Genomic DNA, 20,461 nt, shown 5'->3' on the forward strand with positions numbered 1-20,461 from the left:
CCTTACGCCGCTGCCTGGGACTTGAGCATAAGCAGCCGTTCCGCCTCCTCCACCACCTCCATCGGCGTGACTTTGCTGCCGGCGGGCGCCAGCAAGGTCGACGAGAACAGCCCGCGCGGGCCGGTCAGGCCCGGCTCCGTCGCAAGGAATATGGCGACGGTCGGCAGGCCGAAGGCGCTGGCGAGATGGGTGAGGCCGGTGTCGGCGCCAATCACCAGCGTCGACCGGCCAAGGATCGCGGCGACTTCCGCGAGCGGCGATTTCGGGATCAGCACCGTTCTCGGAACGGCGCCAGCGATGGCTTCGGCAACGCGCTTTTCGGCTTCGTTCGACCAGGTGACGACAGGCGTGAATTGCCCGGCAACCAATTGGCGCGCGGCCTCGATCCAGTCCTCGACCGGCCATTTCTTGTCGTCGCGGCTGGTGCCGTGCAGCAGGAAGGCTGTTTTCCCCTCGACCCCGGTAAGCCCGCCTGCCGGCGGCACAATGCCGGAGGCGAGTGTCGAAAGATCCGGCTGATAACCCAGTGCCAGGCCGAGCAGGCGCCTGGTGCGCTCGATAGCGTGCAGGTCGCGCGGCACCGCGTATTTGCGCTGATAGAACAGCGTCGCCGAGGGCTCGCGGGCGCTGGAGCGGTCGAAGCCGGCGATCGGCGCACCGGCCTGCCTGGCGACCAGGGCCGATTTCAACAGCCCCTGGGCGTCGAGAACCAAGTCATAGTGGGCGGTTCGCAGAGCGTGGCGCAGGCCGGCCATTTCGCGCCATGTGCCGCCGTCGAACGGCTTCCTGCGCCAGCGTCGGATCGCCACCTTATGGATGGATTTTATCGCCGGATGCAAGGCGACGATGCCGGCGAAGGCCTCTTCCACGCACCAGTCTAAACTTATGTCCGGGCGATTGCGGAGCGCATCCTCGACAGCCGGGAACGTATGGATGACATCGCCCATCGACGATGTCTTGACGATCAGCACCTTCATGCGGCTGCCGGAACCTTGAGCAACCGGTCGGCCGCGGCCGCGACCCGCGCGACGTCGAGCGTCTTGAGGCAGTTGAGATGGCCGAGCGGGCAGACCTTGCTGTGGCAGGGCGAGCAGGAAAGCTGGAGCCAGATCAGCTCCGAGCGATCGGTCAGCGGCGGCGTGTTCTCGGGCGAGGTCGAGCCGTAGACGGCGACGATCGGCGTGCCGACGGCGGCCGCAACATGCATCAGCCCGCTGTCGTTCGACACGGCAAGCTTGGCCGCGGCGATCAGGTCGATGGCGTCCTCGAGCTTCGTCCTGCCGGCAAGGTCGATGGCGCCCGGCGCGAGCCTTGCGATCTCGCCGGTGACTTCGGCGTCGTTCTTCGAGCCGAGCAGGGCGACGCCCAAGCCCTTTGCCATCATGCCTCGGGCGAGCTCGGCATAGTGTTCGCTCGGCCAGCGTTTCGCCGGGCCGAACTCGGCGCCCGGCATCAAGGCGACGAACTGCTTGGCGTCGAGCCCGAACCGCGCCAGTAGATCGGCCTGGTTGGCCGTATCGACCGTGAGTTTCGGCGCGCGGAACGTGCCGCCGCGCGCCAAGCCGAAATAGGCTCGCGCCGTGCGCCGCTTGAGGGTGTCGGGCAGCGGAACGATGTCCGTCAGCAGCCCGTAGCGCATTTCGCGCAAATAGCCGACGCGGCGTGGAATGCGGGCAAAGAACGGGATCAGCGCCGATTTCCAGCTCCCCGGCAGCACATAGGCCATGTCGTAGCGGCCGCGCAGCAGGCGGCCGAAGCGCCTGCGGCTGCGGAATTCGAGCGCACCTGGCATCAGCGGGAAATCGATCTGGCAGCGAATTTCCGGCATGCGCTTGACCAGGGGCGCTGCCCAGGCAGGCGCCAGCACGTCGATGGCGGCGTTCGGATGCTTTTCCTTCAGTGCCGCGAACAGGCACTGGGCCATGACCATGTCGCCTACCCAGCGTGGGCCGATCACGAGGATCGTTGGGCTTTCAGCCATTGGACATAGTCCCTGACGCCGGTTTCGACGGTGCGGAATTGGCCATTGTAGCCGGCCGCGCGCAAGCGGGACATATCCGCCTGCGTAAAACTCTGGTAGCTGCCCTTGAGATGATCGGGGAAGGGGATGAACTCGATCTCACCCTTGCCGAGCGTGTCGATCACCGTCTCGGCAATGGCCCGGAACGGCTGGGCGCGGCCGGTGCCGCAGTTGAAGATGCCGCTCAGGCCCCGTTTCCAAAGCCACAGATTGACATCGGCGACATCGCCGACATGGATGAAGTCGCGACTCTGCTCGCCCGGGCCGAAGCCGTCATAGGCGCCGAACAGTTTCGGGTTCTGGCCTTGCTCGACCTGGTTGAACAGATGGAAGGCAACCGATGCCATGGCGCCCTTATGCGCCTCGCGTGGTCCGTAGACGTTGAAGTAGCGCAGGCCCGTCACTTGCGAATGATCGGTGTCGACGTTGCGGCGGACGTAGTCGTCGAACAGCTTCTTCGAATACGCGTAGACGTTGAGCGGCCGCTCGAACTCGGGCTCCTCGCGGAACTCGCTGCCGCCGCCATAGACCGAAGCCGAGGAGGCGTAGAGAAAGGGCACGCGCAGAGCGAGGCAGGCGTGCAGCAGGCGCTTCGAATAGGCATAGTTCACGTCCATCATGAACTTGCCGTTCCATTCGGTGGTGGTCGAACAGGCGCCCTGATGGAAGACGGCCTCGACGCGGCCGATCCCGCCATCCTCGAGCCGGACCAGAAACTCGTCCTTGTCGAGATAATCGGCAATGTGGAGGTCGGCCAGGTTGGCGATCTTGTGGCCGTCGGTCAGATCGTCGACGACCATGATGTCGTCGTGTCCGTCGGCATTGAGCGCGGCGACGATGTTGGAGCCGATCATGCCGGCGCCGCCCGTGACGATGATCATGAAGGCCTCTGTTTGCGTTGCCGAATCCGGCCCTTATAGGGGAGGCGGGCGGGAGTGTCGATAAAGCACGTTCGCGGGCTAAGCCGGCGATGCTTGGCCATAGTCGCGCCGCAAAGCTCCCGCTTCACTCGCGCCCGTTCCGCCTGCCCGGTTCGCAGCCTGCCGTTGCGCTAGCCCCAATTGCGGTATATCGGCATCGCAAATACGATGGGCGCTGCAATTCCGGCGCTTCAAACCGACCAAATCCGCCCTCGGGGCGCCAGTGAGATGATCAAGCACAATCCGCCTTCTCCGGAACCTTTGCATCGCACCATCGCCCGGTTCGGCGACGTCACCGTGCTGGTGGTGGGCGATTTCATCCTCGACCGCTTCATCAACGGTGTGATCGAGCGCATCTCGCCGGAAGCTCCGATCCCCGTGCTGCATGGACGGGGCGAGACGCTCAACATGGGCGGCGCCGGCAATGTCGTCTCCAACATCGTTTCGCTGGGCGGGGCCGCCATACCCGTGTCGGTAATCGGCGCCGACCAGGCGGGCAACAATCTGATGCGGATGCTCAGCGAGAGCGGCGTCGACACCGACGGGCTCCTGCAGCGCCAGGACCGCATGACCTCGTCGAAAAGCCGCTTCAGCGCACTCAACCAGCAGGTGCTGCGTTTCGACGAGGAGGAGATAAAGCCGCTGGCCCGCGGTGAGCGGGCTGCGCTCGTCGAGCACTTTCAGGCCGCGCTTGCGCGCGCCGACATCGTCATCCTGTCCGACTACGGCAAGGGCATCCTGCTCGACGGCGTGGCGGCCGAGTTGATCGCCATCTGCCGCGATGCCGGAAAGCCGGTGCTGGTCGACCCGAAGGGCCGCGACTATGCGCGCTATGCCGGGGCGACGGCGGTGACGCCCAATCGCAAGGAGCTTGGCGAGGCGGTCGGGCGCGCGGTCTTCGGCGACGAGGAGATCGTCGCCGCGGCGCGGAACCTAATCGCCGCGCATGACTTCGACTTCATCGTCGCCACGCGCAGCGAAAAGGGCATGAGCGTCGTCACCGCCGAGGATGCCCGCCACATCTCCACGCAGGCGCGCGAGGTGTTCGACGTCTCGGGCGCCGGCGATACGGTCATCGCGACCTTCGCGCTTTCCCTCGCAGCGGGCGCCGACCGGGTGCATGCCGCCGTGATCGCCAACGCCGCCGGCGGGGTCGTGGTCGGCAAGCGCGGCACGGCGCGGCTGACGGTCGAGGAACTCTCCGGCGCGCTGTTCCGCTCGCACGGGCCGGTTGTCCACCAGGATGCCATTCTCGACGCCAAGGCAGCGGCCAGGATGGTGGCGGCGTGGAAGGAGGAGGGGCTGACCGTCGGTTTCACCAATGGCTGCTTCGACATCCTGCATGCCGGCCATGTCAGCCTGCTGCATGCCGCGCGCAGCCAGTGCGACCGGCTGGTGCTCGGTCTCAACAGCGATGCCTCTGTGCGCCGGCTCAAAGGTCCCGGACGTCCGGTCAATGACCAGCATGACCGCGCCTGCGTGTTGGCGGCGCTTGCCTCGGTGGATGCCGTCGTCGTCTTCGAGGAGGACACGCCGCTCAAGCTGATCGAGGCGCTAAAGCCCGACATCCTGGTCAAGGGCGCGGACTATACGATCGAGACCGTGGTCGGCGCCGACGTGGTGCAGAAGGCAGGCGGGCGCGTGGTGCTGGTCGACCTCGTCGCCGGCAAGAGCACGACAAGCACGATCGGCAAGCTGCGCGCCGGCGGCACGAATTGAGGGTTTCATGTCCGAACTGAACGATTATCTGGTCCGCTCCGCGGCGGCGATCTCGGCGATGGTCGAGCGCGACCTCACCGGCGAGATGGAGCGCGCGGTGAACGCGGTCGTGACGGCGCTGTCGCGGGGCAAGGCGCTGCTGATCTGCGGCAATGGCGGCTCGGCGAGCGATGCCATCCACATCGCCGGCGAACTGGTCGGCCGTTTCCTCAAGGAGCGCAAGGCCTACAATGTCATCGCGCTGCCGGCCAATGCGGCGGTGCTGACCGCCTGGGGCAACGATTATGGCTTCGACACGGTCTTCTCGCGCCAGGTCGAGGCGCATGGATCGGAAGGCGCGGTGCTGCTCGCCATCTCGACCAGCGGCAATTCGCCGAGCATCCTTGCCGCCGCCGAGCAGGCGCGCGCCATGGGGATGACGGTGATCAGCCTCACCGGCGACACCGGCGGCAAGCTGAAGCCGCTGACCGACATCCTGCTTAACGTGCCGTCGACCTCGACACCGATCATCCAGCAGGGGCATCTCTGCCTCTACCATCATTTGTGCGAGGCGGTGGAAGCGCGTCTCAGCAATGGCTGACGGCGAAGGGGATTTTCCGCTCGCCGAGCCCGGCCTGTGGGTCGAGCGGATTGGATCCAGATCGTTCCCAGCCGGCCTGCCGGCGCTGTTTCTCGACCGCGACGGCACCATCAATGTCGACACCGGCTATCCTGACGATCCGGCCGCCATGGTGCTGCGCGACGGCATCGCGCCGGTCATAGAGGCCGCGAACCGGCAGGGCATCCCCGTCGTCGTCATCACCAACCAGTCCGGCATCGCGCGCGGCTATTTTGGCTGGGATGCCTTCGCCCGGGTCAATCAGCGGGTGCTCGACCTGCTTGCCGAGAAGAATGCAGCCGTCGACATGGTGCTGGCCTGCGCCTATCACGAGGCCGGTTCCGGCCCGCTGGCCGTCACCGATCATCCGATGCGCAAGCCAAATCCGGGCATGCTGCTCGAGGCAGGGCGCCGCCTCGGCCTCGATCTCGAGCGATCGCTGATCGTCGGCGACAAGCCAGCCGACATGGAAGCGGGCGAGCGCGCCAGCCTCACACGCGGCTGGCTGGTCGATGGCGAAGCCTCAACGATGGGCGGGCTTGCGGTTGCATCGTTGCGCGGCGCCCGTGATCTCGACGGCCTGCTGGCCGCGATACGATTGCTCTGATCGCATATTGATTCGAACTTGGGCGCCAAACCGCTGGCTCTCCAGGGTTTTTCGGAAAAGCCGGCGCAGTTTTCCAGGAATCGCCTTCGTCAGCTCGGAAAAGCCACCAGCCCTTCGTCTTTCACGCGGCGGATGGTCAGCGCAGTGCGCACCGTGTCGACATTGGGGGCCGAAGCCAGTTCCTCGATAACGAAGGTCTGGAAGGTGCCGAGATCGCTCGCCACGCAGTGCAGCAGGAAATCGGATTCACCCGAGACCATCCAGGCATCGCGAACGATCGGCCAGCCGCGTGTGCGCTCCGCGAAAGTCTTCAGCTCGGCGTCGGCCTGATGATGCAGGCCGATAAGGCAGAAGGCGACGACATCCATGCCGAGGGCCGGCGCGTTGAGCAGCGCACGGTAGCCGCGGATGATGCCGGCCTCTTCCAGCCGCCTGACGCGGCGCAGGCAAGGCGGCGCCGAGATGCCGACCCGGTTGGACAGCTCGACATTGGTCATGCGGCCGTCGTTCTGCAGCTCGCGCAGGATCTTCCAGTCGATGGCGTCGAGATCGGCTTTGAGCGGCATGATCGGCTTTCGCGCAAGAATCTTTCGCGATTTTGTAATTTGGTTTCGCGCGGGAGGCCATCCCTTCCCGATAATTTTTGCGCGTTCGAAGGGACATGGCCGGTTATGCCTTCGCCATGAAGCTTTCCGGGGACGAAGGCCAAGCTGCCTTGCTGGCTTGGCGGGCAGCACTTACATTACCGGCGACAAAACCACGGCCTCGCGCCGCAGGGGACTTTAATGAACATCAAACACGCGCCCGTTCTCATCATCGGCTCCGGCCCGGCCGGCTACACCGCGGCGATCTATGCCGCACGCGCCATGCTGAAGCCGATGCTCGTCGCCGGCCTGCAACAGGGCGGCCAGTTGATGATCACCACCGATGTCGAAAACTATCCGGGCTTCGCCGACCCGATCCAGGGTCCGTGGCTGATGGAGCAAATGCTCAAGCAGGCTGAGCATGTCGGCACCGAGATCGTCAACGACATCATCACCGAGGTCGACCTCAACGTGCGGCCGTTCCGCGCCACCGGCGATTCCGGCACCGTCTATACCGCGGACGCCTTGATCATCGCCACCGGCGCGCAGGCCAAGTGGCTGGGCATTCCGTCGGAGCAGACCTTCATGGGCTTCGGCGTTTCGGCCTGCGCCACCTGCGACGGCTTCTTCTATCGCGGCAAGGATGTCGCGGTGGTCGGCGGCGGCAATTCGGCGGTCGAGGAAGCGCTCTATCTCGCCAACCTCGCCAGGAGCGTCACCGTCATTCACCGGCGCGGCGATTTCCGCGCCGAGCGCATCCTGCGCGAGCGGCTGTTCCAGAAGGACAATATCCGCGTCATCTGGGATACGGTCGTCGACGAGATCACCGGGCAGCCGGGCAAGGCACCGCTGCCGCCTTCGGTCGAGGGCTTGAAGCTGCGCAACGTGGTGACCGGAGAAATATCGCGGCTGCCGGTCGACGGCGTCTTCGTCGCGATCGGTCATGCGCCGGCGGTCGAGCTTTTCGTCGGCAAGCTCAAGCAGAAGCCGAACGGCTATCTGTGGACGGCGCCTGACTCGACCCGCACCGACGTCCCCGGCGTGTTTGCCGCCGGCGATGTCACCGACGATGTCTACCGCCAGGCGGTGACGGCGGCAGGGCTCGGCTGCATGGCGGCGCTCGAAGCGGAGAAATATCTGGCGGGGATCGAGGTTCACCGCGAAGCGGCGGAATAATCGATCGGCTGAAAAAAGCCGTTTAAAAGCCTGATTTTTCATTCAGACGCCAAAGGCAACACGAGGGGAATCATGGCGCTGGACTGGGACAAGCTACGCGTGTTTCACGCTGCGGCGGAGGCTGGGTCGTTCACCCATGCCGCCGAGACACTGCATCTTTCGCAATCGGCGATCTCGCGGCAGGTCAGCGCGCTCGAGCATGACGTCGGCGTGGCGCTGTTTCACCGCCACGCGCGCGGCCTCGTGCTGACCGAGCAGGGCGAGATGCTGTTCCGGACGGCGCATGACGTGCTGATGAAGCTGGAGACGATCAAGTCGCGGCTGACCGAGACCAAGGATCGCCCGTCCGGCGTGCTGAGGGTCACGACCACGGTAGGCCTGGGCGCCGGCTGGCTGACTGAGCGGGTGCAGGAATTCATCGAGCTCTATCCAGAGATCAGCCTGCAGCTCATCCTCGCCAATGAGGAGCTCGACCTGACCATGCGCCAGGCCGACTGCGCCATTCGGCTCAGGCAGCCACAGCAGCCGGACCTCATCCAGCGCCGGCTGTTCACCGTGCATTTCCATCTCTACGCGGCGCCTTCCTATGTCGCGAAGTTCGGCAAGCCGGCCTCGATCGCCGAGCTCAGGAACCACAGGATCGTCACCTTCGGCGTGCCGGTGCCCGCGCATCTGTCGGAACTGAACTGGCTGGAGACGGTCGGCGATTTCGAGGGTGGGCAAAGAGTGCCGACGCTGCAGATCAACGACATCCTGTCGATCAAGCGCGCGGTGCAGGGCGGCGCCGGCATCGCCATGCTGCCCGATTACGTCATCAGCAAGGACTCGAACTTGGTCCAGTTGCTGCCCGAGACCGAGGTGCCATCCTTCGACACCTATTTCGCCTATCCGGACGCGATGAAGAACCAGGCGAAGCTGCATGTGTTTCGCGATTTCATCATCGCGAAGGCGCGTAGCTGGTCATTCTGAGACGGCCTGAGACGCCACCGGGCGTAAACTGCTACTCGCGCCAAGGCGTGATGCGCGGCAACCAGCCGGGCACGGCGCGGCGGTAGGTTTCGTACTCGGCGCCATAGCGGCGGGCGAGCGTCGGCTCCTCGTAGACCTTGACGAAGGAGATCATCGCCGCCGCGGCGATGAGGCCGTAGACCAGCACCACCCAGCTCGAAAAGATGAGCACCTGGCCGAGGATGATCGACAGCACTGCGACATACATGGGGTTGCGCACATGGCGATAGATGCCGCCGACGACCAGTTTCTCGGTCGGCGCGACCGGGGCCGGCGTGCCCAGGCCCTCCAGGGCGAAACGGGCGAAGGCGTGAAGCAGGACCCCGGCCGCCCCGATCACCAGAATCCAGCCCAGGGGCACGAAACCCGGCACCGTGGACCACGGCACACGATAATGATCGGTCAAAAGCCAGGGCATCAGCCCTGCGACCATGCCGGGTGCCGCGACCAGGAACAGCGCGCTGCCGGCGACTGCCGAAAACGTCCGCATCAGGTCCTCCTGCCGCAAAAATGAACGCGGCCTGCCCGAATCCGTATCATTTCGGATTTCACGTATTTCCGGACAGAATCGGCAGCGATTTGCATATCAGCGATCGCTTTCGGTTCGGAAAGGCCCAGGATTCGGCGATTTTTGCTGGTCCTATCGGTTCCCGGAATAGGTTGGACCACAGCCTGCGTCTTTTTGCATGCGTGTGTTGCAAAATAGATGCTTGTTTCTTGGGCATGATGAGCACATATATAGTTCATCTCCAGGGCGCGTTCTCCTCCCATTAGCGCCCTCGAGTGTTCCCCTCTGGAGGTTAGCCCTAATCGGCACTTCCAATCAAACTCAGCCGGATCTTTATTGATCCGGCTTTTTTGTTGCGCTGAGGTCACGCCGACACCGGAAATGTGTGCGCCGGGGCCACGTAACAGTGACATGTAACATCGGGTAACATGTCGCAGACGCACTCTATCGATTAAGTAGATCATAGGACGCGGTTGGTCGGTCCGGGAGATGGGGGCATCACTCGGGCAGGCCGGGCTCAGGCAGCTACCGCGTCCGAACCATTTTTCCTGATGCGGCGGACCTGCCGTTGCCTCCCAGGAAGACGGTCCGCAATAAGAACGGCGTCCGGACGATCCGGGCGCCGTTTTCATATCATCAGCGAGATCAGTCAGGCGGCCTTGCCGTTGGCGTTCATCGCCTCGTCGGCCAGGCGGCCGGTCAACTCGGCCATATGGTCGAAGGCCGCCTTGTAGCTGGCGACGCCGGCCGTCGCAGAGCGCAACTCGATGATCAGGTCGCCGATCTCGGCCTGGGGCATGGTCGCCTCGACCACGTCCCAGCCGGGCCAGTCCGGCCGTGCGTCATAGCCAAGGATCTGGCCGCGCCGCTGCGGGATCAGCGCGATGATCTTCGAGGTCGCGTCGGAAGGCGTCACGATCTCGACCTTCATGATCGGCTCCAGCAGAACCGGCGAACAGGCCGCCATGCCTTCCTTCATCGCCAGCTTCGCCGCCATCTGGAAGGCCATATCGGAGGAATCGACCGCATGGTAGGAACCGTCGGACAGGTTGACGGCGACATCGACCACAGGGAAGCCGAGCGGACCCGTCTTCAGATAATCGCGAATGCCCGACTCCACCGACTGGATGTAGGTCTTGGGCACGACGCCACCCGTGATGGTGTCGGTAAACTGGAAGCCCGAGCCGCGCGGCAATGGCTTGATCTCGATCACGACGTCGCCGAACTGACCATGGCCGCCGGACTGCTTCTTGTGGCGGCCGCGCTGCTGGGCGGATTTACGGATCGTTTCGCGATAAGGCACCGCCGGCGAGTGACCTTCGATCGGGATCTGGTTCTTGCCCTCCAGGCGCTCGCGCACCACGCGCAAGTGCATTTCGCCATGCCCCGACAACACGGTCTCCGCGGAGTCCTGGTTGTGGTGCAGGCTGAGCGAAGGGTCCTCCTCGGCAAGCCTCTGGATTGCCGCCGACATCTTGACCTCGTCCTTGCGCTCTTTGGGGCGCAGCGCGAAGGCAAAGACCGGCTGTGGCGCTTCCAGCGTGACGAGAGGCTTGATGCCGCCCTTGGCGGAACTCAGCGTCTGGCCGGTCCTGACGTTATCGAGCTTGCCGAGCGCGACAGTGTCGCCGGCCCTGGCCGATGACAGCTTCAACTGGTCCTTGCCCAGCATCTTGTAGATGCCGGAGACCTTCGTCGCGTCGCCGTTGGAGAGGAAGAGCTCGGCCGCATCTGCCAATTGCCCCGAAAGCACGCGCGACACGGACAGCTTGCCGCCATGCGCGGTGTGGATGGTCTTCATCACCTGCACGACCGTCTGGCTGCCGTCCGGCGCGCCCAAGCGCTTGCGGGTCGCCTCGATATCGGGCGCATCGTGGCGGATCGTCTTCAACAGGCGCAGCACGCCATTGCCTTTCTCCGCCGTGCCGATCAGCACCGGCGTTACCGTGCCGGCACGAAGGTCGGCGGCGAGGTCATCGAAAATCGCGTCCTTCGGCGGCTCGATCTCCTCCAGCAACTGTTCCATCAGCTGGTCGTCATGGTCCGCCAGCGTCTCCAGCATCGAGAAGCGGGCCTCGAGCTCGCGCGCCTTGTCGTCGTCCGGAATCTCGGCGATCTGGCTCTCGGCATATTCGCGGTAGACATAGGCGCGCTCGAGCGCCAGATCGATCGAGCCGATGACGACGCCGTCCTTGCGCAGCGGAATCTGGCGAAGCAGCAGCGGCACCGAGCTCGCCGGCTGCAGCATCTTAAGCGTCTCGCGCACACCGGCGATCGCCTTGTCCACCTTGTTGAGGAACAGGATGCGCGGCACGCCGAGATCGTCGAGCTTGCGCATGATGAGCTGGAGCGCGGGTATCTTCTTTTCGTCCGCTTCGGCAACGACGACTGCGACATCGCAGGCTGCAAGCACCGGCTCGGCCTCAAAGGCGAATTCGATGGAGCCGGGGCAATCGACGAAGGTGAACTGCTCGCCCATGAATTCCGTGGTGGCAAAGGTGGCCTCGACGCTCATGGCGTGGGCGCGGGCTTCTGGCGAATGATCGGAAACTGTGTTGCCCGATGAAACGGGATTCTGGCGGGGGATGGCGCCCGTGCGGGCTAGGATTGCTTCGAGAAGTGTCGTCTTACCGCTTGCGAAGGGACCGACTATGGCAATGCATTTCGGTCCCGTGCGTCGTCCTCCGGCGCGAGTACCCATGGCTGACCTCCACTCAGGCGTTTCCCTGGGAGCGGCGGCCGGCCTGTTCGGCCGTCGCGGGCGGGGTTGTTGCTCACCACCTGCCCAAGGCCATCGTCACACGGGTTCGCGGAGAGGGCAAGAAAAATAGGAAATGCGCCGGCTTTGGTTTTGTCAGGCGTCCAGTTTGTCAGGCGCTGAGCGCGAGCGGCTCGCCATCGGTGGCGCACAGCACGCTCGTCTTGTCGCGCGGCGCCGGCTTGCCGAAGAAATAGCCCTGGAAGCGGCTGCAGCCAGCGGTGCGGGCAAGGGTGAACTCCTCCGACGATTCGACGCCCTCGGCGACGATGGTGATGTCCTGGATGCGCGCGATCTGAGCCAGAGCGGAAACGAAGATCTGCGCCACCTGGTCGTGGGCGAGGCTGCGGATGTAGGAACGGTCGATCTTGACGCTGTCGATCGGGAGCGTCTTCAGATAGTTGAAGCCGCAATGGCCGGTGCCGAAGTCGTCGAGCGCGATATGGAAGCCAAGCCCGCGCAATGCTTCGAGGCGCCTGAGGATTTCCGGCGTGGCGGCCATTGCGACCGTCTCGGTGATCTCGATGATGAACGCGGACGCCGATCTGCCGGTCTCGCGCAGGATGCGCTCGCACATCGTCACGATCTCGTCGCGCTTCAACTGCTCGCCGGAGACGTTGATCGAGATGCGCCGCCCCTGAAAGTGGCCGATGTCGGCGCAGGCGCGCTTGAACACCCATTCGCCGATCATGTCGATCAAGGTCGAGCGCTCGGCGATCGGGATGAACTCGGCAGGCGAGATCAGGCCGCGGACGGGATGGCGCCAGCGGATCAAGCCCTCGAGCGCGTTGATGGAGCCCTCGGTGCCCACGATCGGCTGATAGTGGAGCTCCAGCTCGCCAAGATAGATGGCGGCGCGCAATTCACGCTCCACGAGACGGCGATAGCGCTTGTCCGACAGCATCTCCTCGTCGAAGACCGTTACGCGGCCCCGGCCTGCCGCCTTGCTTTCGTAGAGCGCGAGGTCGGCAAGCAACATCAACTCGGTGGGATTGGAAGCGTGCAGCGGCGCAAGCGCGACCCCCAACGAGATCGATAGTGGAATGATCTTGCCTTCATGCCGCTTTCCGGCCCGCATCGCGTCGAGCAGCCGGCGCGCATCCTTGTTGAGGGCAGCCGCGTCACCATGCGGGACGATGACGCCGAACTCGTCACCGCCCAGCCGTCCGATGATGCCGTCGGCAAAGATGCGCTCCGCCTCCTTGACCAGATAAGCAAGGGCAAGGTCGCCGAACTGGTGGCCAAAGGTGTCGTTGAGCTGCTTGAAATGATCGAGGTCGATCAAAAGCAGGCTTGCTTGCCGCCGGTTGCGCAAGCTGCCCAGCCTGTCGCTCAATGCTTCGAGGAAATAGCGGCGGGTCATGGCGCCGGTCATTGCGTCGACGCTGAGAAAACGGTGCTTCTCGGCTTCAGCGTCCGCCGCCGACCGCAAGCGCTGGACGACGCTCGAGCGCATATACATCAGCACCAGGAGCGCAAGGCCGGTCGATGCGACCGACACGGCGAGAGCCGCGGTGCGCGAGGCATCTTCGGTCAGGCCAAAGGCGGCAATCGCCGTGGCGGCGATGCTCGCCACGAGCAGCGCCTGAATACCGCGGTAAATCCTGCCGCTATGATCCTTGATTGTCGCCAAGATGCTCATGTCCGCGCCCCCACAGCACGGGCCATGGCTAGAGCCGAGCGGTTAAAAAGACATTGAGCGCGACGACTGTCTTGCTCCGTTCTCCGATGCTCGGCTGATCGCCTAATTTTATGGTTAAAAAGCAACAATTTATGACGGTATTTTAAACAGCTAACAAAAAAGATTTGACGCAACCCCAAAGCTGCTTCGACACCCGTCGCCGTCTGCACCCGGAAGCGCCGGTTGCACTAGCCTCACAGCCGGTTGAAACTACATCCTGGGATGCGCCGCTTGCGGCTTCATGTTTCGTCAACGATTGAGGATTTGAACGATGAAGATCATTGCGTGCGGCAGCGTGCCGACGATCATCGCGCCGGAGAAGTATTTCACCGGCAAGGTGCTGCAGACGCCGATCATCGAGAAGGAGGCGCCGGCGCGGCTGAGGGCGACGCTGGTCAGTTTCGAACCGGGCGCCCGCACCCATTGGCACACGCACCCGCTCGGCCAGACGCTCTACGTCACGGCAGGGGCCGGGCTTGCGCAGACATGGGGCGGGCTGGTCGAGGTGATCAGAGCGGGCGACGTCATATCCTTCGCGCCCGGCGAAAAGCACTGGCACGGCGCCGGACCAAAAACCATCATGACGCATGTCGCCATGCAAGAGGCGCTGGACGGCAGCCACGCCGATTGGCTTGAGGCGGTCTCCGACGAGCAGTATGGCGGCTGAGAAGCCCAACAAAAAACCCGGCTTGATGAAGCCGGGTTTTCTCATTGGCTGGCCGGGTCGCCGATCAGGTCAGCGATGCGGTGAAGCGTTGGATGCGGGTGCAGGCCTCCTCCAGCAGCGCATCCGACGTTGCGTAGGAGATGCGGAAGTTCGGGCCGAGGCCGAAGGCCGAGCCGAACACCACCGCGACACCCTCGGCGTCGAGCAGCTCCGAGCAGAAGGCTTCATCGCTATCGATGACCTTGCCGCTCTTCGTCTTCTTGCCTATCAGCGCAGCGCAGGACGGATAGACGTAGAAGGCGCCTTCCGGCGACGGGCAAGAGATGCCGCGCGCCTGGTTGAGCATCGAGACGACGAGATCGCGCCGCCCCTGGAAGATCGCCTTGTTCTTCGCGATGAAATCCTGCGGGCCGTTGAGCGCCTCGACGGAAGCCCATTGCGCGATGGTGCAGGCGCCGGAAGTCTGCTGGCCCTGGATCATGTCCATCGCCTTGATCAGCGGCACCGGGCCGGCGGCGTAGCCGATACGCCAGCCGGTCATGGCATAGGCTTTCGACACCCCGTTCATGGTCAGCGTGCGCTCGTAGAGGTTCGGCTCGACCTCGGCGATGGTCCTGAAGACGAAGTCGCCATAGGTCAGGTGCTCGTACATGTCGTCGGTCAGCGTCCATACATGCGGATGCCTGAGCAGCACGTCGGCCAGCGCGCGTAGCTCGGCTTCGGTGTAGGCTGCGCCCGACGGGTTGGATGGCGAGTTCATCAGCAGCCACTTGGTCTTCGGCGTGATGGCCTTTTCGAGCACTTCCGGCGTCAGCTTGAAGCCGTTGTCGATCGAGGTGTCGGCGAAGACGGAGGTGCCGCCGCAGATCGCCACCATTTCCGGATAGCTCACCCAATAGGGACGGGGGATGATGACCTCGTCGCCGGGGTTCAGCGTCGCCATGAAGGCGTTGAACAGGATCTGCTTGCCGCCGGTGCCGACGATGGTCTGCTCGGGCCGGTAGTCGAGATTGTTCTCGCGCTTGAACTTTTTCGCGATCGCCTCGCGCAGCGGCGCGATGCCGGAGACCGGCGGATATTTGGTCTCGCCGCGGCGGATCGCGTCGATCGCCGCGTTCTTGATGTTGTCTGGTGTGTCGAAGTCAGGCTCGCCGGCGCCGAGGCCGATGACGTCACGGCCGGCGTTTTTCAGCTCGCGCGCTTTCTGCGTCACCGCGATGGTCGCGGAAGGCTTCACGCGGGAAAGGGCGTCGGCAAGAAAGGCCATGACTAAGCGTCTCCAAGAGAGGGGCGCGGCCAGAAGCGGCCGCGGCGCCTCTCATGTCGCATCGCAGGCTCCAGCGCAAGCATTGTCGGATGATCCACAAGTCAAGGTGGCGTGAGCGGCGGCAACTATAAATTCATCAACGACCGGTAAACCCTTGGCTGGCAGGATGGCTGATTGAATTCCGCCGCGCTGGCGGAGCGAGGGACCTTTGTCGCGCAGCATCGGGCTTGCCCATATCATCCGTCATGACGACGGCACCTCCAGCGGTGTCTGGGGCATCTACACGCTGCAGAGCGCCTTCCAGCCGATCTTCGCCTTCAACGGAGGCAAGCTTTCGGTCGCCGCCTTCGAGGGGCTGATCCGGCCGTTCCGCGATGGCGAGCCGCAATCGCCGGTGAGCTTCTTCGGTACCTGCCCGGCGGCCGACCGGCTGCATATCGAGGCGCTGACAAGGACGCTGCATCTGCTCAACGCCGGCGCGTGCCTGCCGGAAGAGGCATCCATCTTCATCAATTTCGATCCGTCGGTATTCACCGACCGCGCCATTGTCGACAAGGCGCTGCGCGACATGCGCCTGGTGCTGCACGAGGCCGGCATCGACCCGCGCCGCATCGTCTGCGAGGTGACCGAGCAGAAGTCGGCCTCGCAGGAAACGCTCTACAGCTTTGTCGAAGCGCTGCGAGCCAACGGCTTCCGCATCGCCGTCGACGACTATGGCGCCGACGATTCCGACATCAACCGCGTCAAGGAATTGCGGCCGGACATCGTCAAGTTCGACGCCCACTGGATCACCCAGCTCATGGAGTCCGGGGCAGGATTCGCGCTGCTGACCGCGATGGTGAAGAGCTTCGAAAGCCAGGGCATCCGCACGGTCTTCGAAGGCATCGAGGAAGGCTGGCAGCTGGAGCTCGCCGAGAAGTCCGGAGCCTCGATGGTGCAAGGCTATGTGCTCGCCCGACCGGAATTGGCTTCCACCAGTTTTCGCGCCTTCGGCAAGAGTGCGCAGGCGCCCGCGACCGAGGAGGGCAAGGCCGCTGCCGCCAGTCCCGCTCCGGTGGCGTCGGCGCGCCCGACTAAGGCGTTTGGACGCAAGGTGACGCCATGATCGTGCGGCCCGAGAGGCGGCGCCCAGAAAGGCGGCGCAATGTCGCCGAGGCGATCTTCGCCGACGAGATCGGCCTCCAGTTCGGCGTCTATGGCGAGTTCCGGCTGTGGAGCGCCTATCAGCCGATCTTCGCGCCGCAGGGCAGGACGCTCAAATCTGTCGCCGTCGAAGCGCTGATCGAGCCGCGCCGCGTCGCAACCCCCGTTGCGCCGCAAGTTTTCTTCGACAGCGTCGCGGCATCGGACCGGCTGTTCGTCGAGACGATGTGCCGGATGCTGCATCTGGGCAACTACCGCAACATCGGCGTCGACGGGCTTGCCCTGTTCTTCAACTATGACCCGATGATCAACGATCACCTCGGGCGGGCACTGGCCGAGATCCGCCTTATGACCAGGCATCTCGGCGATTTCGGCCTCGAGCCGACCAAGCTCGTCTGCGAGATCACCGAACAGGCGGCCGACGATCAGGTGCTCGCCAGCCTCGTGCGCGAGATGAGGCGTGACGGCATCCGCATCGCCGTCGACGATTTCGGCACCGGACATTCGACCGAAGCGCGCATCGGCCTTCTGTCGCCCGACATCGTCAAGATCGACGGCGGCTGGTTCGCGGAGCTCTGCCGTCATGCCGCAGCCGAACGGTTCTTCCGGCCGCTGGTCTCGATGCTGCACGACCGCGGCGCCAAGGTGCTGGTCGAAGGCATCGAGCAGGCCACGCATCTGCGCGTCGCGCTCGACGGCGGCGTCGACCTTCTGCAGGGATATCACCTTGCCCGCCCGGCGCTCGCCGGCACGATCTTCAACGACGAGCCGCTGTCGATCGATGCGCTGCTCGGCATGGACAACAAGGTCGTGCAATTGCATCAGCGCCGCTGATGCTTTCCCCTAAAAACAAATCACTGGATGAAACGCGCGCAGGCGGGTTAGAGGCTTCTCGACATTCGACGCGCGAAGCGAGGGCCTATGATACTCTATGACATGATCGACAGCGGCAATTGCTACAAGCCGCGTCTGTTGATGGCAAAGCTCGGCATTCCCTTCACCCGCATCGAGGTGAGCTCGCATACCGGCGAGACGCGCAAGGCCGACTATGTCGCCAAGAACCCGAACGCGATGGTGCCGCTGCTCGAGCTCGACGACGGCCGGCGTATCGCCGAATCCAACGCCATCCTGCTCTATCTCGCCGAAGGCACACGCTTCCTGCCGGCCGACAGATACGAGCGGGCGCTGGCCTATCAGTGGCTGTTCTTCGAGCAGTACAGCCACGAGCCCTATATCGCGGTGCGCAAGGCGCTGCTCACCTTCCCGGAAAGGGCGAAGGACGCGACGCCGGAAAGGCTGGCGCAAACGTTGGAGCGCGGCAACAAGGCGCTCGGCGTGATGAACAAGCACCTGGAGCAGAACGCCTTCTTCGCCGGCAGCGCCTACAGCGTCGCCGACATCGCGCTCTATGCGTACACCCACACCGCCGAGAAGGGCGGCTTCCAGCTCGACGCCTATCCGGCGGTGGTGGAGTGGCTGAAGCGCGTCGAGGCGGACAAGGGGCACGTGCCGATCGAGTGGGTGCCTTAGTTCAACCCTCGTGTGGGGTGCTATTTGATAAGGCGATCATATTCGGCGTGAGTGCCGATCCAGATCCAATGATAGCCGTCGGTACTTTCTAGAGCCAAGGCGCGATAGTTGTCGTCTATTCTCGCTGACCAGAGTTCGCCTACCTTTTTGAAATGAAGCGATGGATGCCGCGGGTTGCTCTTCATCAACGTGAAGCCCTTGTCGGCCACACGGCGAACGGCTTTTGGCAAGGAGTTATATTTCGTCCAAAAACTGGCCGTAGCGCGGTGCCTCACAGGTCGCGCAGCTTACCGGCGGCTATCTCGGCACGAGCCTCGGCCACCAATTTGTCCAGCCGGCCCGCCTTTGCGTCGGCTTCGATCTGCTTGTCCCACAAGTCGGCCTGAAGCGCCTCGAACCATGCGGCAAATGCCTTCAGTTCTTCGGGGTTCAGTTCGGCGACGGACTTTTCAATCTGTTCGAGCTTGGTCATGGCCAGCAAATAACATAGTTGGGCCAACGAGGCCAATGGCGGCGATATAGACAACAAAAAAGGCGGGACAATGCCCGCCTTCCTATGCCGGTAGCCTGATCGGGAGCGTTAGGGCCGGGCCGGCAGCAATCTGCTGCTTCGGCTTGTCGGGTCCTTCCGCTCCGGCGCGCTTATCGCGCGACCGTCAGTACATCCGTGACTTGCCGCGCGCCCCGAACCTTCGTTCGGCGCGCGCCATCGCAAAAATCAGGCTGCCTTGCTCAGAGATCCAGCAGCGGACTTGCCGGTGCGGCGGTCCTGCTCGATCTCGAAGTTGATCTTCTGGCCCTCAACGAGGGTGGTCATGCCAGCGCGCTCGACGGCGGAGATGTGGACGAAAACGTCCGCGCCGCCATTGTCAGGCTGGATGAAGCCGTAGCCCTTGGTGGCGTTGAACCACTTGACTGTACCAGTTGCCATGTAAAATGCCCTTCGCATTTGCTTCGTTTGACCGGGCCAAAAACCCGGCCGGTGGTATCGAAATTTTGGAGACGTCAGCAAACGCGAAGATCGCGAGGCCCGATCGATCGGCCAAATTCAATGTGCCGCATATAGTATGGTTCGGGAACGAAAACAAGATGGCGTTGCCGGCACGCACCGAGATAGCGTGCGATGGGCGCTCCAATCGCGTGGAAGCTTTGAGGCCAGGCGTGCGTTGTTGAGGGAAGACACGCTCGCTGTTGTAGGAGAGGATCATGAGGAGAATTCTGCTTGCCGCCTGCCTGATGCTGGTGGCCGCCGAGGCACAGGCTGCCGCGCGCTACGACCCGACGCGCATGAGCTGCGATCGCGTGCAGGCGACGATCGCCAGGCAGGGCGCCGTCATCCTGCGCTACCAGTCGACGCGCGTGCCGGGGCTGCCGCTCTATGACCGCTATATCCGGGACGAGCGCTTCTGCAACATGGGCGAGGTGAGGGCGCGGGCCTATGTGCCCAGCGCCGACACCAGGTCCTGCCCGGTCTATGTGTGCAAGCGGCCGGACTTCGACCGGCATTTCCGCCGCCGGCTCTTTCCTCATCGCTAAGGCTTGGCGCTCGGCAACTTTTCAGAACCCGAACGAAGCCTGCGCGGCCGGCGGCGGACCGACGCGCACGCCCTCCATGGCCAGCATCTTCTCCTTGGTGGCGGAGCCGCCAGGCGCGGAGAAGCCGCCGATCTTGCCGCCTGCGGCAAGGATGCGGTGGCAGGGAATGACCAGCGGCACCGGATTGGCGCCGAGGGCGGCGCCGGTTTCGCGCGCGAGGCCGGAATGGCCGGCGCGCTTGGCCAGTTCGCCATAGGTGGTGGTCTCGCCGAAGCCGAGCTTGCGCGCGGCGTCATAGATGGCGAGGCGGAAATCGTCGACGCTGTCGAGATCGACCGGCACGCCGGAGAAATCGACATCCTGCCCGGCCGCATAGGCCTTGATCGAAGCGATCAATTCGACCACCCATTTCGGCTGCTCGGTGGCTCTCGAAACACCGGCATTGCGAAACAGCCGGCGCTCGACCGCTTCGCGGCTGCGTTCGGGCAGGCAGAGCCGGATCAGGCCCTTTTCGCTCCAGGCAATGCCCATGAAGCCGATCACTGTTTCTAACACTGCGTGGCCGGCCGTGATCGGTGATGCGTTTTCCATGGTGCGCTCCTTTCCGCAAACGGCGAAAAACGGGTACATCTCCAGTACAGATAGGGAACAATATCGCAGTTTGATCCGAGTCTCGCCACCCGAAACCTGCATATTGGCCCCGATTGCCCGGTTGGAATCGCTGGTGTAAGGACTTTTT

22 protein-coding genes are annotated in these 20,461 nt (G+C 63.9%); 10 read left to right on the top strand and 12 right to left on the bottom strand.

Features of this window, described 5'->3' with window-relative positions:
- Positions 1–2: 2 nt before the first annotated feature.
- From waaC to rfaD, 3 genes are read right to left on the bottom strand one after another with little or no spacing between them, the layout of a single operon-like run.
- Entirely contained in the window at positions 3–977 is a 975-nt protein-coding gene (waaC, locus tag QAZ22_RS13290) for a lipopolysaccharide heptosyltransferase I (RefSeq protein ID WP_278207218.1), read from the bottom strand.
- A complete protein-coding gene (gene waaF / locus QAZ22_RS13295) occupies positions 974–1,981 on the bottom strand; it encodes a lipopolysaccharide heptosyltransferase II (protein WP_278207219.1) in 1,008 nt (335 codons plus the stop codon). The genes waaC and waaF overlap by 4 nt, the downstream gene beginning before the upstream one ends.
- The gene (rfaD, locus tag QAZ22_RS13300) at positions 1,954–2,901 is read right to left on the bottom strand and encodes an ADP-glyceromanno-heptose 6-epimerase (RefSeq protein ID WP_278207220.1); all 948 of its coding nucleotides are present in this window, start codon (positions 2,899–2,901) and stop codon (positions 1,954–1,956) included. Before rfaD ends, waaF begins: the two co-directional genes overlap by 28 nt.
- Positions 2,902–3,168: 267 nt before the next feature.
- Here rfaD and rfaE1 point away from each other — a divergent pair, with 267 nt between their 5' ends.
- The 3 genes from rfaE1 to QAZ22_RS13315 are packed head-to-tail and all read left to right on the top strand — an operon-like array spanning position 3,169 to position 5,864.
- Positions 3,169–4,659 (top strand): D-glycero-beta-D-manno-heptose-7-phosphate kinase, encoded by a 1,491-nt coding sequence (rfaE1, locus tag QAZ22_RS13305; protein WP_278207221.1) that lies wholly within the window; start codon positions 3,169–3,171, stop codon positions 4,657–4,659.
- A 7-nt stretch (positions 4,660–4,666) separates the two neighbouring features.
- A complete protein-coding gene (locus QAZ22_RS13310; RefSeq protein WP_278207222.1) occupies positions 4,667–5,239 on the top strand; it encodes an SIS domain-containing protein in 573 nt (190 codons plus the stop codon).
- Complete coding sequence (locus QAZ22_RS13315) at positions 5,232–5,864, top strand: HAD family hydrolase (RefSeq protein WP_278207223.1); 633 nt, start codon at positions 5,232–5,234, stop codon at positions 5,862–5,864. The genes QAZ22_RS13310 and QAZ22_RS13315 overlap by 8 nt, the downstream gene beginning before the upstream one ends.
- 89 nt (positions 5,865–5,953) lie before the next feature.
- Here the strand turns inward: QAZ22_RS13315 and QAZ22_RS13320 are convergent, their stop codons facing one another.
- Entirely contained in the window at positions 5,954–6,430 is a 477-nt protein-coding gene (locus QAZ22_RS13320) for an Lrp/AsnC family transcriptional regulator (protein WP_278207224.1), read from the bottom strand.
- 219 nt (positions 6,431–6,649) lie between these two features.
- On the opposite strand from QAZ22_RS13320, the gene trxB reads away from it, so the two are divergent.
- Both trxB and QAZ22_RS13330 read left to right on the top strand, forming a co-directional pair.
- The gene (gene trxB / locus QAZ22_RS13325; RefSeq protein WP_278207225.1) at positions 6,650–7,624 is read left to right on the top strand and encodes a thioredoxin-disulfide reductase; all 975 of its coding nucleotides are present in this window, start codon (positions 6,650–6,652) and stop codon (positions 7,622–7,624) included.
- Positions 7,625–7,696: 72 nt separating this feature from the next.
- The gene (locus QAZ22_RS13330) at positions 7,697–8,593 is read left to right on the top strand and encodes a LysR family transcriptional regulator (protein WP_278074890.1); all 897 of its coding nucleotides are present in this window, start codon (positions 7,697–7,699) and stop codon (positions 8,591–8,593) included.
- Positions 8,594–8,624: 31 nt separating this feature from the next.
- On the opposite strand, the gene QAZ22_RS13335 is transcribed toward QAZ22_RS13330, so the two are convergent.
- The 3 genes from QAZ22_RS13335 to QAZ22_RS13345 form a co-directional block, all read right to left on the bottom strand.
- Positions 8,625–9,122 carry an isoprenylcysteine carboxylmethyltransferase family protein gene (locus tag QAZ22_RS13335; RefSeq protein WP_278207226.1) on the bottom strand — a complete coding sequence of 166 codons (498 nt, stop codon included), beginning with the start codon at positions 9,120–9,122 and terminating at the stop codon, positions 8,625–8,627.
- Between the two features lie 667 nt (positions 9,123–9,789).
- Positions 9,790–11,841: an elongation factor G gene (locus QAZ22_RS13340; protein ID WP_278207227.1), complete on the bottom strand. Its 2,052-nt coding sequence runs from the start codon at positions 11,839–11,841 to the stop codon at positions 9,790–9,792.
- 169 nt (positions 11,842–12,010) lie between these two features.
- A complete protein-coding gene (locus tag QAZ22_RS13345; RefSeq protein WP_278207228.1) occupies positions 12,011–13,540 on the bottom strand; it encodes an EAL domain-containing protein in 1,530 nt (509 codons plus the stop codon).
- A gap of 310 nt (positions 13,541–13,850) precedes the next feature.
- Between QAZ22_RS13345 and QAZ22_RS13350 the strand changes: the two genes are divergently transcribed.
- Entirely contained in the window at positions 13,851–14,246 is a 396-nt protein-coding gene (locus QAZ22_RS13350) for a cupin domain-containing protein (RefSeq protein WP_278207229.1), read from the top strand.
- A gap of 64 nt (positions 14,247–14,310) precedes the next feature.
- Here QAZ22_RS13350 and QAZ22_RS13355 read toward each other — a convergent pair whose 3' ends face one another.
- Entirely contained in the window at positions 14,311–15,513 is a 1,203-nt protein-coding gene (locus QAZ22_RS13355; protein WP_278207230.1) for a pyridoxal phosphate-dependent aminotransferase, read from the bottom strand.
- 208 nt (positions 15,514–15,721) lie between these two features.
- Between QAZ22_RS13355 and QAZ22_RS13360 the strand changes: the two genes are divergently transcribed.
- The 3 genes from QAZ22_RS13360 (at position 15,722) to QAZ22_RS13370 (ending at position 18,186) form a co-directional block, all read left to right on the top strand.
- Positions 15,722–16,618 carry an EAL domain-containing protein gene (locus QAZ22_RS13360; RefSeq protein WP_278207231.1) on the top strand — a complete coding sequence of 299 codons (897 nt, stop codon included), beginning with the start codon at positions 15,722–15,724 and terminating at the stop codon, positions 16,616–16,618.
- Positions 16,615–17,490, top strand: coding sequence for an EAL domain-containing protein (locus tag QAZ22_RS13365; RefSeq protein ID WP_278207232.1), 876 nt, complete (start codon positions 16,615–16,617; stop codon positions 17,488–17,490). Before QAZ22_RS13360 ends, QAZ22_RS13365 begins: the two co-directional genes overlap by 4 nt.
- 87 nt (positions 17,491–17,577) lie before the next feature.
- Positions 17,578–18,186: a glutathione S-transferase family protein gene (locus tag QAZ22_RS13370; RefSeq protein ID WP_278207233.1), complete on the top strand. Its 609-nt coding sequence runs from the start codon at positions 17,578–17,580 to the stop codon at positions 18,184–18,186.
- Between the two features lie 20 nt (positions 18,187–18,206).
- On the opposite strand, the gene QAZ22_RS13375 is transcribed toward QAZ22_RS13370, so the two are convergent.
- From QAZ22_RS13375 to QAZ22_RS13385, 3 genes are all read right to left on the bottom strand, one after another.
- Positions 18,207–18,416, bottom strand: a complete 210-nt coding sequence (locus QAZ22_RS13375; protein WP_347566940.1) for a hypothetical protein — start codon at positions 18,414–18,416, stop codon at positions 18,207–18,209.
- Positions 18,417–18,457: 41 nt separating this feature from the next.
- Positions 18,458–18,658, bottom strand: a complete 201-nt coding sequence (locus QAZ22_RS13380) for a hypothetical protein (RefSeq protein WP_278207235.1) — start codon at positions 18,656–18,658, stop codon at positions 18,458–18,460.
- A 246-nt stretch (positions 18,659–18,904) separates the two neighbouring features.
- Positions 18,905–19,117, bottom strand: coding sequence for a cold-shock protein (locus tag QAZ22_RS13385; protein ID WP_040970890.1), 213 nt, complete (start codon positions 19,115–19,117; stop codon positions 18,905–18,907).
- A 275-nt stretch (positions 19,118–19,392) separates the two neighbouring features.
- Here QAZ22_RS13385 and QAZ22_RS13390 point away from each other — a divergent pair, with 275 nt between their 5' ends.
- Positions 19,393–19,722 carry a hypothetical protein gene (locus tag QAZ22_RS13390; protein ID WP_278207237.1) on the top strand — a complete coding sequence of 110 codons (330 nt, stop codon included), beginning with the start codon at positions 19,393–19,395 and terminating at the stop codon, positions 19,720–19,722.
- 21 nt (positions 19,723–19,743) lie between these two features.
- Here the strand turns inward: QAZ22_RS13390 and QAZ22_RS13395 are convergent, their stop codons facing one another.
- Entirely contained in the window at positions 19,744–20,313 is a 570-nt protein-coding gene (locus QAZ22_RS13395) for a methylated-DNA--[protein]-cysteine S-methyltransferase (RefSeq protein WP_278207238.1), read from the bottom strand.
- Positions 20,314–20,461: the final 148 nt, after the last annotated feature.

It is taken from the genome of Mesorhizobium sp. WSM4906 (assembly GCF_029674625.1).
GTDB lineage: Bacteria > Pseudomonadota > Alphaproteobacteria > Rhizobiales > Rhizobiaceae > Mesorhizobium.